Genomic DNA, 13126 nt, shown 5'->3' on the forward strand with positions numbered 1-13126 from the left:
ATCCTGACAAACGGTGCCTATGGACGTTTCTGACCTGCTCGACAGCCTGAATGAAAAACAACGTGAAGCCGTGGCCGCGCCGCGCAGCAATCTGTTGGTACTGGCCGGGGCAGGCAGTGGTAAAACCCGCGTGCTGGTTCACCGCATCGCGTGGCTACTGGCGGTAGAGAAGTGTTCGCCGTATTCCATTATGGCGGTTACCTTCACCAACAAAGCGGCGGCAGAAATGCGCCACCGTATCGACCAGCTGATCGGCACCAGTCAGGGCGGCATGTGGATTGGTACCTTCCACGGCCTCGCGCACCGTTTGCTGCGCGCGCACCATTTGGACGCCAATTTGCCGCAGGATTTCCAAATCCTCGACAGCGACGACCAGATGCGTCTGATCAAGCGTCTGATCAAAGCGCTGAACATCGACGAGAAACAATGGCCGCCGCGTCAGGCGATGTGGTACATCAACGGCAAAAAAGATGAAGGTCTTCGCCCGCAGCACGTTGAAACTTATAACAATCCTGTCGAGGCGACCTGGTTACGCATTTATCAGGCCTATCAGGAAGCCTGCGACCGTGCCGGTCTGGTGGATTTTGCCGAGTTATTGCTGCGCGCCCACGAACTCTGGCTGAACAAGCCGCATATTTTGCAGCATTACCGAGAACGCTTTACCAACCTGATGGTGGACGAATTCCAGGACACCAACAGCATTCAGTACGCGTGGATCCGTCTGCTGGCGGGCGACAACAATAACGTGATGATCGTTGGCGACGATGACCAGTCGATTTACGGATGGCGCGGTGCGCAGGTCGAAAACATCCAGCGTTTCCTGAAAGATTTCCCGAATGCGGAAACTATCCGTCTGGAGCAGAACTACCGTTCGACCAGCACCATTCTGAAGGCTGCTAACTCGCTGATTGAAAACAACAACGGCCGCATGGGTAAAAACCTGTGGACCGAAGACGGCGAGGGCGAACCGATTTCACTGTATTGCGCATTCAACGAACTGGATGAATCGCGCTTTGTGGTTAACCGCATCAAAACCTGGCAGGACAACGGCGGTGCGCTGAAAGATTGCGCCATTCTTTACCGCAGCAACGCCCAGTCGCGAGTGCTGGAAGAAGCCTTGTTGCAGATGGCGATGCCGTACCGTATTTACGGCGGCCAGCGGTTCTTCGACCGTCAGGAAATCAAAGATGCGCTGGCGTATCTGCGTCTGATGGCTAACCGTAATGACGATGCAGCGTTCGAGCGCGTGGTGAACACCCCGACGCGCGGCATCGGCGACCGTACGCTGGATGTGGTGCGTCAGACAGCCCGTGACCGTCAGCTGACCATGTGGCAGGCCACGCGTGCATTGTTACAGGAAAAGGTTCTGGCAGGTCGTGCCGCGTCTGCTCTGCAGCGCTTCACCGAACTGGTTGACGCACTGGCGCATGAAACCTCAGACATGCCGCTGCACGTGCAGACTGACCGCGTAATCAAAGACTCCGGCCTGTTCATCATGTATGAGCAGGAGAAGGGCGAAAAAGGCCAGGCGCGCATCGAAAACTTAGAAGAACTGGTGACGGCAACGCGTCAGTTCAGCTATCAGGACGAAGACGAAGACCTGATGCCGTTGCAGGCATTCCTGTCCCATGCCGCGCTCGAAGCAGGCGAAGGGCAGGCGGATGCCAATCAGGACGCCACGCAGCTGATGACACTGCACTCGGCCAAAGGGCTGGAGTTCCCGCAAGTGTTTATCGTCGGCATGGAAGAAGGCATGTTCCCGAGTCAGATGTCGCTGGAAGAAGGCGGGCGTCTGGAAGAAGAACGCCGTCTGGCGTACGTCGGCGTTACGCGTGCCATGCAAAAACTCACCCTCACTTACGCTGAAACCCGCCGCTTATACGGCAAAGAAGTGTCGCATCGTCCGTCACGTTTCGTTGGTGAATTACCGGAGGACTGTGTCGAAGAAGTCAGAATGCGCGCCAATGTCTCGCGTCCGATGAGCAACCGCAGCGTCGGCACGCCAACCAGCGTCAGCGATACCGGATTCAAACTCGGCCAGCGCGTCCTCCATCCAAAATTCGGTGAAGGCACCATCGTTAACATGGAAGGCAGCGGCGAACACAGCCGTCTGCAGGTGGCGTTCCCGGGGGAAGGGATTAAGTGGCTGGTCGCCGCCTACGCCAGGTTAGAGGCCGTCTGATTTTTAACTCCCTCCCCTGCTAAGGGGAGGGTTGGGGTGGGGTATTAAGGTCAAAAACCAACGTTTAAGCGTACTTTAACGTTGGTTTTGTCTTTTTAGAACCCCCTCCCAGCCTCCCCCTTCGCAGGGGGAGGAGCCGAAAGGCTAGAGGCTAAAAATTTCACCCACTTCGGCTTTCGCATACCACTCCAGCGTTTCTTTCACGCCTTCTTCGCCTTCCGGCGGGGTGTCTGGCAGATAATCTTGTTCCTGCACTGGCTGATACGCGCCATATTTCACTTCAAAAATCACGCCACCTTCGTCGAGGGATAACACGCTGTGCCAGGTGTTGGCCGGGATTTCAAGCAGGCGGGTTTCTGCGCCGAGCCACAGACGGTCGGTGACTTTGCCGCTGTTATCGTAAATCAGCACCAGAAAACGTCCGCGCAGGGCGGTCAGCATTTCCCAGGTATGCGGATGGCGATGGATGCGCACGTAAGTGCCCGGTTCCATCGCAATGGCCAGACGTTGCACGTCATCTTCCGGCGCCGGATGGATATTCAGATTCTGGCGTAGTCGCGGGGAATGAGCGGCTTTGGTGATCAGATCACACAGCGTGTCCTGGTTTATTTGTTTAATCATTTCAGTCTCTGCCTGAGAAGCCTGGTAACGTAGAAATAAGGTGCCTGAGTGTAGCCAAAAAAACGATGAGACATAAGCCGATAAAGGTTATCAACACCGCCTGAAATTTATGCATAAATGTTGCCAGAATAGATTTGTTCGCGGTTGACAGTCTTTTTATTACCGGCGTAACATGCGCGCACTATTATCAATGAGGAACTGCGCCTTGGACACACCCAGTAGATACTGGCTCAACAACCTGTTTTCCAGGTACCACTTCTAAGGCCCTCCTCATTGCTGATGGCCTCAGTGGTTGTCAGCGACCCCCGTTCTGTCGCTGTGAGTCAGATCTGAAGTTGGTCTGAATTACGCCGGTGACATTTTTCACTCCGTGATTTTCTGTGCTTCAACGCGTTGTCCACTTTCCGTAATTTTTGGGAGAACGGGCACATGCTGAGTGCTTTTAAATTAGAAAACAGCCGCTTATCCCGTTTAGAGCTGGACGAGTCAGACGATCTCAAAACTTCACTGTGGGTCGATCTGGTTGAGCCTGACGATCAGGAACGTGAGCGCGTTCAATGCGAATTAGGGCAAAGCCTGGCGACGCGTCCGGAACTGGACGACATCGAAGCCTCTGCGCGTTTCTTTGAAGACGAAGACGGTCTGCACATTCACTCCTTCTTTTATTACGAAGATGCCGATGATCATGCCGGTAACAGCACCGTCGCCTTTACCGTGCGCGAAGGCCGCTTGTACACCCTGCGTGAACGCGAGTTACCGGCGTTTCGTCTCTACCGTATGCGTGCCCGCAACCAGAAACTGGTCGATGGTAATGCCTATGAACTGCTGCTGGATTTGTTCGAAACCAAAATCGAACAGCTGGCGGACGAAATCGAAAACATCTACAGCGATCTGGAAAAACTCAGCCGTGTGATCATGGAAGGGCATCAGGGCGACGAATATGACGCCGCGCTTTCCACGCTGGCAGAACTGGAAGATATCGGCTGGAAAGTCCGTTTATGTCTGATGGATACCCAGCGCGCGCTGAATTTTCTGGTGCGCAAAGCCCGTTTACCGGCAGGTCAGCTGGAGCAGGCGCGCGAAGTGTTACGCGATATCGAATCCCTGCTGCCGCACAACGAATCCCTGTTCCAGAAAGTGAACTTCCTGATGCAGGCGGCGATGGGCTTTATCAACATCGAACAGAACCGCATCATCAAGATTTTCTCGGTGGTTTCCGTGGTGTTCCTGCCGCCAACGCTGGTGGCATCCAGCTACGGGATGAACTTCGAGTTCATGCCTGAGCTGAAATGGTCATTCGGTTATCCGGGAGCGATTGCGTTGATGATCCTCGCCGGTCTGGCACCTTATTTGTACTTCAAACGTAAAAACTGGTTATAACCTGCGATGCTGATGGAAAGGATGGTTCCGGCGGGGCAGTGGTTTATCCTCGTCGTTTCCTCGCTGATTCTGGGCATTATTTTTCAGACCTTCCATGTGCCAGCCGCACTGTTACTGGGGCCGATGATTATCGGCGTCATTATGGGGCTGCTGGGCGCCAGCGTGCGTATTCACCCGCTGTTTTTCAAACTCTCTCAGGGCGTTTTGGGCTGCATGATTGCCCAAAGCCTGTCGCCGTCGATATTACCCCCGTTACTCAATGACTGGCCGCTGGTGCTGATGGTGCTGGTGGCGACGCTGCTGGCCAGCGGGCTTTCCGGCTGGCTGCTGGTGCGTTTTAGCCAGTTACCCGGCCCGACCGGTGCGTGGGGCTCATCCCCGGGCGGTGCCAGTGCGATGGTGGCTATGGCCGGTGATTTCGGGGCTGACGTTCGTCTGGTGGCGTTTATGCAGTATCTGCGCGTGCTGTTTGTGGCCACCGCGGCCGCATTTGTGGCTCGCATGGCGATGGGCGACAGCGCGTCTCTGGCGGCGGCGGTGGTGTGGTTTCCGCCGCTGACGTGGCGTTTCTTTGCGACGCTATTTCTGGCGGTGGCCGGTGTCTGGCTGGGGCCGCGTCTGCGTATTCCTTCCGGCGCATTGCTGCTCCCGGCCATTGTCGGCGCGGTTTTGCATTCCACCGGTACCGTGGCCTTAGAAGTGCCGGAATGGCTGCTGGCGATGGCTTACACGCTGATTGGCTGGAGTGTCGGATTGCGCTTCACGCGGCCGATTTTCAAACTGGCTTTGCGCACGCTGCCGCAGATGATTGCATCGATTATCGGGCTGATGCTGATTTGCGGTGGCATGGCGTGGGTGCTGACCAAATTGCTGGGCGTAGATATGCTGACGGCCTATCTGGCGACCAGCCCGGGCGGGCTGGACACCGTAGCGATTATTGCGGCGGGCAGCCACGCGGATTTAGGATTTGTGATGGCGATGCAGACGTTGCGTCTGATCACCATCCTGGCAACCGGTCCGGCGATGGCGCGCTTTATTTCACGCAGCGCTGTGCCCGCTTCTTCCTCGTCGTAAACGGCCCTGCGTATACAGTGCATCCGTGATAAAGCACAGCAGACCAACCCAGATAAAACCGAAGGTGATGAGCTGTGATGTATTAACAGTTTCACCGTAGAACAACACTGCCAGCAGGAACATCAGGGTCGGCCCCAGATACTGGAAAAAGCCCAGCGTTGAAAGCTTCAGGCGGGCGGCGGCGGCAGTGAAGAACAGCAACGGGATGGTGGTAATAATCCCGGCAGCCATCAGCAGCAAATCAAGCGACCACGGATTTGCGGCCAGGTTACTGGTCGGGCTGTTGGCGATAAAGAACAGGTAAATCCCGGCGACCGGCAGCAGCCATAGCGTTTCAATCAACATGCCGGTTTGCGAGTCCACACCGATTTTTTTACGCAGCAGGCCGTAAAAGGCAAACGTCAGTGACAGGCCGATGGCGATGACCGGCACCGAACCAAAAATCCACACCTGAATCAGTACTCCGGCGAAAGCCAGCGCGACGGCAAACCACTGCAAACTTCGGAATCTTTCCCGCAAAAACAGCATGCCGAGCACCACATTGACCAGCGGATTGATAAAGTAGCCGAGGCTGGCTTCCAGAATGTGATCATGATTTATCGCCCAGATAAAAATCAGCCAGTTCCCACCGACAAGCAGGGCGGTAATCAGTAACATGCCGACTTTCTTCGGTTGTGCAAGTACCCGCCGGACATCGCCCCAGCTTCGGCTGACGGAGAGCAGCACTAACATAAAGAAGAATGACCAGATCACCCGGTGAGTCAGAATTTCGTCAGCAGGCACCTGTTTGATCAGCTTGAAGTACGCGGGCGCGACTCCCCAGATCAGATAGGCAATAAAGGCAAAAATAACACCTTGCCGGGTACGATGTGCGTCCATGTGGTACCTGAAAATGAGTAAGGAAAGAAGCGGAGTTTACCTGATTTCAGCCGACCATATAGGTCGCCGTGGTCGTGGCGATGTGAACGCCGGTATCGCTGTGCAAATCCACGCGCGCAACGGACACTTTATTGCCGGCGCGGACCAGGCTTGCCGAGGCAATAAAGTAGTCGCCACGGCCCGGACGCAGATAATCAACGCGCAAATCAATGGTGCCCATTTTGGATAACCGCTGGCGCATTTCCGCTTCCAGCAACGGATGATCCGGCTTGTCACGGCGGATCAGTGAACTGGTCACACAAACCAGACCGGCGGCGACATCCAGCACCGCCGCAATCACGCCGCCGTGCAGGATTTTTTGTGCGGCATTGCCCACCAGTTTGGTCTGGTTGGTAAATTTTAACTCTGCGTAGTCGCAGTCGAGACGTTTCAGCTCGAGGCCCAGTTCGCGGTTAAACGGCATATCGTAAACGAAAATATTGCCGATCAGTTGCAGGGCGGCCTCGTGGCTGAGAGATGAAGCAGACATGAATAAATTCCTGACGAAAACGAGTGGATCGTATGTTCGCCGAAAAAGTTAACGAAGTGTTGATTTTAGGTGCGGGCAGGATGGATTTCTACCGGGCGAAGGATAAATGTATTCAGTACTCATGTAGAAATGTATTTGTGTGTAAAATGCCCTGCTTTGAGATTTCCGGATTGTAGTCTGCGCATTGCCGGCCGGGCGGAAGGCTGATTATCAAAAAATAATGAATCAATAACTTTAGGGTGAGGGTAAGGAATAATGCGTAAAAATTGGGCTGTCGGTGCCACGCTGTTGGCGTTGCCATTGTTGGGCTATGCAGAGGAAGCCACGGTACAGGAAGTACATGATAAACCTGCTGTGCGCGGAAGCATTATTGCAAATATGCTGCAAGAGCATGACAACCCGTTCACGTTATATCCTTATGAACCCAACTTTCTGATTTACACCGATACCAGCAATATCAACAAGAAAGCGATTGAGTCTTACGACTGGGCAGATAAAGCACGTCACGATGAAGTCGAGTTCCAGCTCAGCCTGGCATTCCCTCTGTGGCGCGGTATTGCGGGTGATAACTCGGTTCTCGGCGCATCCTACACGCAAAAATCATTCTGGCAGCTTTCTAACAGCGGGCAGTCTTCACCTTTCCGTGAGACCAACTACGAGCCACAGCTTTTCCTGGCCTGGGCAACGGATTACGATGTCCTCGGCTGGACATTGCGTGAAGCAGAATATGGTGTCAGTCACCAGTCTAACGGTCGCTCCGACCCGACGTCCCGCAGCTGGAACCGTGTGTATGCCCGTTTCATGGCGCAGCACGGCAACTGGCAGGTTGATCTGAAACCCTGGTATCGCATCCCTGAGAGCGATGAAGATGACGACAACCCGGACATCGCCAAGTACATGGGCTATTACCGCCTGAAAGTTGGCTATGCGTGGGGCGACAGCGTGTTCAGCGTCGAAAGCCGTTACAACTGGAATACCGGTTACGGCGGCGCGACGACCGGCTGGAGCTACCCGATTTCCAAACAAGTTCGCTTCTATACTCAGGTATTCAGTGGTTACGGCGAGTCATTGATCGACTATAACCATAAGCAGACCCGTATCGGCGTCGGTATTATGCTTAACGACATTATGTAATCCCCGCCATACTTCTGGTTGCAGTTGCGTTGGCTGCATCGCGGATAATTTAGGGTATATTATGTCTGTGCAGTACAGCCCCGGCGGCTTTAGGGCTTAGCCGGGTGGTTTGAACAGTTGGGGAATTGAGTGTCTACGGCGGCAGTGATAAACAAAGAAGAGCTGGCTCATCAGGTATTACGCGATACCTTCGGTTATCAGCAATTCAGACCAGGCCAGCAAACTATCATCAACACCGCCATTTCTGGCCGGGATTGTCTGGTAGTGATGCCAACAGGCGGCGGTAAATCGCTGTGCTATCAAATCCCCGCACTGGTGATGGACGGCCTGACGCTGGTGGTTTCGCCGCTCATTTCCCTGATGAAAGATCAGGTTGATCAGCTGATGGCCGCAGGCGTTGAAGCCGGTTGCCTGAACTCGACGCAAACCCGTGAGCAACAGCTGGAAGTCATGGCCGGTTGCCGCGCGGGACGTATCAAAATGCTGTATATCGCGCCAGAACGCCTGATGATGGGCGATTTCCTGGAACAGCTGCAACAGTGGAATCCGGCGATGCTGGCTGTCGATGAAGCCCACTGTATTTCCCAATGGGGCCACGATTTTCGTCCGGAATATCGCGCCCTTGGCCAGCTGAAACTGCGTTATCCGCAACTGCCGGTGATCGCCCTGACCGCGACCGCCGATGAAGCCACACGTAACGATATCGTCCGCCTGCTGGAACTTAATGACCCGCTGATTCAGGTCAGCAGTTTTGACCGTCCAAATATCCGTTACACGCTGGTGGAAAAATTTAAGCCGCTCGATCAGCTGATTCGCTTTGTGCAGGATCAGCGCGGCAAAAGCGGCATCATTTACTGTAACAGCCGTGCCAAAGTTGAAGACACCGCAGCGCGATTGCAAAGTCGCGGGCTGAGCGTTGGCGCTTATCATGCCGGACTGGATAACGAAACCCGTGCCCGCGTGCAGGAAGGTTTTCAGCGTGATGACCTGCAAATTGTGGTTGCCACCGTCGCCTTCGGTATGGGCATCAACAAGCCTAACGTGCGTTTTGTGGTGCACTTCGATATTCCGCGCACCATTGAATCTTATTATCAGGAAACGGGGCGTGCCGGACGTGACGGCCTGCCAGCGGAAGCCGTACTGCTTTATGATCCGGCCGATATGGCCTGGTTGCGCCGCTGTCTGGAAGAGAAACCGGCTGGCGCGCAACAGGATGTTGAACGCCACAAACTGAATGCCATGAACGCATTCGCGGAGGCTCAAACCTGTCGCCGTCTGGTGCTGCTCAATTACTTTGGCGAAGGTAAACAGAACGCCTGCGGTAACTGCGACGTGTGCCTCGATCCACCAAAACGCTACGACGGCTTGCTGGATGCGCAGAAAGCGCTGTCCGTCATCGCACGCGTCGGGCAACGTTTTGGTCTGGGTTATGTGGTCGAAGTGCTGCGCGGCTCGAACAATCAGCGTATCCGCGAATACGGCCACGAGAAGTTGTCGGTTTACGGTATCGGCAAAGAACACAGTAACGAGCACTGGACCAGCGTGGTGCGCCAGCTGATTCACCTCGGGCTGGTGATGCAAAACATCGCCATGCACTCTGCGTTACAGCTGACCGAATCTGCGCGTCCGGTGCTGCGTGGTGAAATCCCGCTGCAACTGGCGGTGCCGCGTATTCAGACGCTCAAAATTAAAAGCAGTGCCAGTCAGAAAACCTACGGTGGAAATTACGACCGTAAGCTGTTTGCTAAATTGCGTAAACTGCGTAAGTCACTGGCGGATGATAATAATGTGCCGCCATACGTGGTATTTAACGACACGACGCTGCTGGAAATGGCTGAACATCTGCCGGTCAGCGCGAGCGATTTGCTCGACATCACCGGTGTCGGTCAGCGTAAGCTGGAGAAATTCGGTCGGCCATTTATGGCGATGATCCGCGATCACATCGATAACGGCGACGAGTAAGAATTCTGTTTCCTACACATAACACAGAGAGTTAATCATGCTGATGCTATTCCTGACGGTTGCGATGGTTCATCTGATCGCGCTGATGAGTCCGGGACCGGACTTCTTCTTTGTCTCACAAACCGCCGCCAGCCGGTCGCGTAAAGAAGCCATGATGGGCGTGATTGGCATTACGCTGGGCGTGCTGGTGTGGGCCGCCGTTGCGCTGATGGGGTTGCATCTTATTCTGCAAAAAATGGCCTGGTTGCATCAGATCATCACCGTCGGCGGCGGATTGTATCTGTGCTGGATGGGCTGGCAACTGCTGAAATCTGCGCGTGCTAAGAAACAAATCGGCGATGATACACCGGTGACTCTGCCTGCCCGTGGCCGCACGTTTATGCGCGGACTGCTGACCAATCTTTCTAACCCGAAAGCCGTCATTTACTTCGGCAGCGTGTTCTCGATGTTTGTTAGCGACAGCGTCAGCGGCGGCGAACGTCTGGGCATATTTCTGCTGATCGTCGTGGAAACCCTGGCCTGGTTCTCATTAGTGGCACTGGTATTTGCCCTGCCGAAAATGCGCCGCGGGTATCAGCGTCTGGCGAAATGGATTGATGGCGTGGCGGGTGTGGTGTTTGCAGGCTTTGGTGTTGCCTTAATCATCAACCGCTGAGCAAATTAGCCGGTTAATAAAAAAGGGTTCGGTTGATGCCGGACCCTTTTTGCATTCTGAGAAATCAAACCTTCCGCGCACTGGCCAGCAACACACCCACCAGCATAAACAGCGAGCCAAAGATACGGTTCAGCAACTGCATTTGTTTCGGTGCTTTCACCCAACCGGCGATGCGGGTAGCCAGCGTGGCGTAACCGATCATCACGATGATATCGACAACCACTGTCGTGACACCCAGTACCACGTATTGTGCAGCCTGAGGCTGGTGCGCAATGATAAACTGCGGGAATAATGCGGCGAGAAACACAATGCTTTTTGGATTGGTCAGGTTCACCAGAATGGCGCGTTTGAACAAACGGCGTCGCGGCATACTGCTGGCGAGCGCGTTCAGGTCAATCGCCCCGGCAGAGCGCCACTGGCAAATACCCAGCCAGATCAGGTAGGCGGCGCCAAACCATTTGAGAAACTCAAAGGCCAGCAGCGATGATGAAATCAGCGCGCCCAGCCCGATACCGACCAGCACGATGTGGATCGCTAAACCGAGTTGTAACCCGGCAATTGAGGCCACGGCACCACGATAGCCGTGGCTGATGCCGGTGCTCATGGTGTTAATCGCGCCGGAACCGGGTGATAAACTTAAAATAGAAGTGGTGAGCAGGTAGGTTAACCACCAGTCCAGTGTCATTGCGAGACTCCCTGAGTACGTTTTAGGTTGTTTTATGGCACAATACGCCATTGTCTATAATTGCGCTATAGCTCACAAATAACACTTTCATCCTCCCTGTTTGACGACTTTGGATCATTGAATGCCTGCGAATTATGCGAAGTGGTTAACACGTGAGAAGGAGTTTGCAGCCTTTGCGACCGGGCCTTTGCTGGATTTCTGGCGGACACGCGAAGAAGGCGAGTTTAGCGGCGTTGATGATGTTCCTGTCCGTTATGTCCGGTTTTGTTCGCCTGCTCACGATAAAGTCATCGTTGTGTCACCGGGTCGTATAGAAAGCTACGTAAAATATCCCGAAGTGGCCTACGATTTATTCCATTGCGGCTACGATGTCATGATTGTCGATCACCGTGGTCAGGGACGCTCCGGGCGTATGCTCGATGATCCGCATTGTGGTCACGTGAAGCACTTTGACGATTATGTCGAAGATTTCGACCGCTTTTATCAGCTGGAGGTTGCGCCGCGTCAGTACCAGAAAAAGTTTGCGCTGGCACACTCTATGGGCGGGGCAATTCTGGCGTTGTATCTGGCAAAAAATCCGCAGAATTTCGATGCTGCGGCGTTACTGGCACCGATGACCGGTATTTATTTGCCGATGCCGGGATGGTTATCGCGCCGTATCCTTAACTGGGCGGAAAATCGTCCGGTTCGTCGTGATGGCTATGCGCTGGGTACCGGCCACTGGCGGCCGCTGCCGTTTGTAGTCAACCAGCTGACGCACAGTCGCGCGCGTTATCGCCGCAATTTGCGGTTTTACGCCGATTATCCTGAGTTGCAGGTCGGCGGACCTACCTATCACTGGGTGCGTGAAGGGATTGAGGCGGGGATGCATATCCTGAAAGAAGCCGAAAAAATCACCACTCCTGTTCTGTTATTGCAGGCGAGCGAAGACCGTGTGGTGGATAACCGGTCCCATCTTGCTTTTTGTCAGGCCATGGCCGTTGCGGGGCACCCTTGTGAAGGGGAAAAACCGCTGGTCATCGAAGGCGCGCGCCATGAGATCCTGTTTGAACGGGACGACCTGAGGGCACAGGCGCTGGACGCTATCATGCGCTTTTTTGCGCGACAGCTTTAATCCGCGGTTCGCCGCGCACAACTCCATCAGAGGTTAGAACCTAACGCTATGTACCATGTTGTTGCTTCCGATTTAGATGGCACGCTGCTATCACCTGATCATACCCTGAGCCCGTTCGCCAAAGAGACGCTGAAACTGCTGACTCAGCGCGACGTGCATTTCGTTTTCGCCACCGGACGCCACCATATCGACGTGGCGCAGATGCGCGACAATCTGGAAATCAGCGCGTACATGATCACCTCCAACGGTGCGCGCGTGCATAACACCGACGGCGACCTGATTTTCTCGCACAATCTGGATGAAGACATCGCCAGAGACCTGTTCGGCATCATGCATAACAACCCGGATATTCTGACCAACGTTTATCGTAATGATGACTGGTACATGAACCGTGACCGCGCCGATCAGGATGATTTCTTCCGTGAATCCGTTTTCAAATACAAACTGTATGAGCCGGGTTTGCTGGAAACTGACGGTATCTGCAAAGTGTATTTCACCTGTGAAGACCACGAAAAACTGCTGCCACTGGAAGAGGCGATCAATGCGCGCTGGGGCGATCGTGTGAATGTCAGCTTCTCACTGCCGGTATGTCTGGAAGTCATGGCAGGCGGCGTGTCAAAAGGTCATGCGCTGGAATATGTTTCAAAGCTGATGGGTTATTCGCTGAAAGATTGCATCGCTTTTGGTGATGGCCTGAATGACCTTGAAATGCTGACCATGGCCGGTAAAGGTTGTCTGATGAGCGGTTCATTGCCACGACTGAAAGCCGCCATGCCGGATGCAGAAATCATCGGATCCAACGCCGACGATGCCGTGCCGCATTACCTGCGTAAGATGTATCTGGCTGAAGAAAGCTAATCAGTTTTAAAGCAAAGTCGTAAAACAAAAGTCGTAAAACCAAAGCAGGGTAT

General features: G+C 54.2%; 13 protein-coding genes. 9 read left to right on the forward strand and 4 right to left on the reverse strand.

Annotated elements, in window-relative coordinates:
* The first annotated feature begins 19 nt into the window (after window positions 1–19).
* Complete coding sequence (uvrD, locus tag CKQ54_RS04380; protein ID WP_120162798.1) at window positions 20–2182, forward strand: DNA helicase II; 2163 nt, start codon at window positions 20–22, stop codon at window positions 2180–2182.
* A 144-nt stretch (window positions 2183–2326) separates the two neighbouring features.
* Here the strand turns inward: uvrD and CKQ54_RS04385 are convergent, their stop codons facing one another.
* Window positions 2327–2803 carry a WbuC family cupin fold metalloprotein gene (locus CKQ54_RS04385; RefSeq protein ID WP_120162797.1) on the reverse strand — a complete coding sequence of 159 codons (477 nt, stop codon included), beginning with the start codon at window positions 2801–2803 and terminating at the stop codon, window positions 2327–2329.
* A 205-nt stretch (window positions 2804–3008) separates the two neighbouring features.
* On the opposite strand from CKQ54_RS04385, the gene ysgD reads away from it, so the two are divergent.
* The 3 genes from ysgD to CKQ54_RS04395 all read left to right on the forward strand — a co-directional run bounded on the left by ysgD (window position 3009) and on the right by CKQ54_RS04395 (window position 5257).
* The gene (ysgD, locus tag CKQ54_RS26080) at window positions 3009–3065 is read left to right on the forward strand and encodes a YsgD/CorL family protein (RefSeq protein WP_369921081.1); all 57 of its coding nucleotides are present in this window, start codon (window positions 3009–3011) and stop codon (window positions 3063–3065) included.
* A 167-nt stretch (window positions 3066–3232) separates the two neighbouring features.
* Window positions 3233–4183: a magnesium/cobalt transporter CorA gene (gene corA / locus CKQ54_RS04390; RefSeq protein ID WP_095924204.1), complete on the forward strand. Its 951-nt coding sequence runs from the start codon at window positions 3233–3235 to the stop codon at window positions 4181–4183.
* Between the two features lie 21 nt (window positions 4184–4204).
* A complete protein-coding gene (locus CKQ54_RS04395) occupies window positions 4205–5257 on the forward strand; it encodes an AbrB family transcriptional regulator (RefSeq protein ID WP_425272800.1) in 1053 nt (350 codons plus the stop codon).
* On the opposite strand, the gene rarD is transcribed toward CKQ54_RS04395, so the two are convergent.
* Both rarD and CKQ54_RS04405 read right to left on the reverse strand, forming a co-directional pair.
* Window positions 5222–6136, reverse strand: a complete 915-nt coding sequence (gene rarD / locus CKQ54_RS04400; RefSeq protein WP_120162796.1) for an EamA family transporter RarD — start codon at window positions 6134–6136, stop codon at window positions 5222–5224. The genes CKQ54_RS04395 and rarD overlap by 36 nt on opposite strands.
* 46 nt (window positions 6137–6182) lie before the next feature.
* Window positions 6183–6665: a thioesterase family protein gene (locus tag CKQ54_RS04405; RefSeq protein ID WP_113878087.1), complete on the reverse strand. Its 483-nt coding sequence runs from the start codon at window positions 6663–6665 to the stop codon at window positions 6183–6185.
* Between the two features lie 255 nt (window positions 6666–6920).
* On the opposite strand from CKQ54_RS04405, the gene pldA reads away from it, so the two are divergent.
* The 3 genes from pldA to rhtC all read left to right on the forward strand — a co-directional run bounded on the left by pldA (window position 6921) and on the right by rhtC (window position 10416).
* Window positions 6921–7799, forward strand: coding sequence for a phospholipase A (gene pldA / locus CKQ54_RS04410; protein ID WP_120162795.1), 879 nt, complete (start codon window positions 6921–6923; stop codon window positions 7797–7799).
* Between the two features lie 129 nt (window positions 7800–7928).
* Window positions 7929–9761, forward strand: coding sequence for an ATP-dependent DNA helicase RecQ (gene recQ, locus CKQ54_RS04415; RefSeq protein ID WP_112291318.1), 1833 nt, complete (start codon window positions 7929–7931; stop codon window positions 9759–9761).
* A gap of 37 nt (window positions 9762–9798) precedes the next feature.
* Entirely contained in the window at window positions 9799–10416 is a 618-nt protein-coding gene (gene rhtC / locus CKQ54_RS04420; RefSeq protein WP_120162794.1) for a threonine export protein RhtC, read from the forward strand.
* A 64-nt stretch (window positions 10417–10480) separates the two neighbouring features.
* Here rhtC and rhtB read toward each other — a convergent pair whose 3' ends face one another.
* Window positions 10481–11101: a homoserine/homoserine lactone efflux protein gene (gene rhtB / locus CKQ54_RS04425; protein ID WP_112291315.1), complete on the reverse strand. Its 621-nt coding sequence runs from the start codon at window positions 11099–11101 to the stop codon at window positions 10481–10483.
* Window positions 11102–11222: 121 nt separating this feature from the next.
* On the opposite strand from rhtB, the gene pldB reads away from it, so the two are divergent.
* Window positions 11223–12215 carry a lysophospholipase L2 gene (gene pldB, locus CKQ54_RS04430; protein WP_112291313.1) on the forward strand — a complete coding sequence of 331 codons (993 nt, stop codon included), beginning with the start codon at window positions 11223–11225 and terminating at the stop codon, window positions 12213–12215.
* 48 nt (window positions 12216–12263) lie between these two features.
* Complete coding sequence (gene yigL / locus CKQ54_RS04435) at window positions 12264–13073, forward strand: sugar/pyridoxal phosphate phosphatase YigL (protein WP_113878084.1); 810 nt, start codon at window positions 12264–12266, stop codon at window positions 13071–13073.
* Window positions 13074–13126: the final 53 nt, after the last annotated feature.

It is taken from the genome of Rahnella variigena, from assembly GCF_003610915.1.
Lineage (GTDB): Bacteria > Pseudomonadota > Gammaproteobacteria > Enterobacterales > Enterobacteriaceae > Rahnella > Rahnella variigena.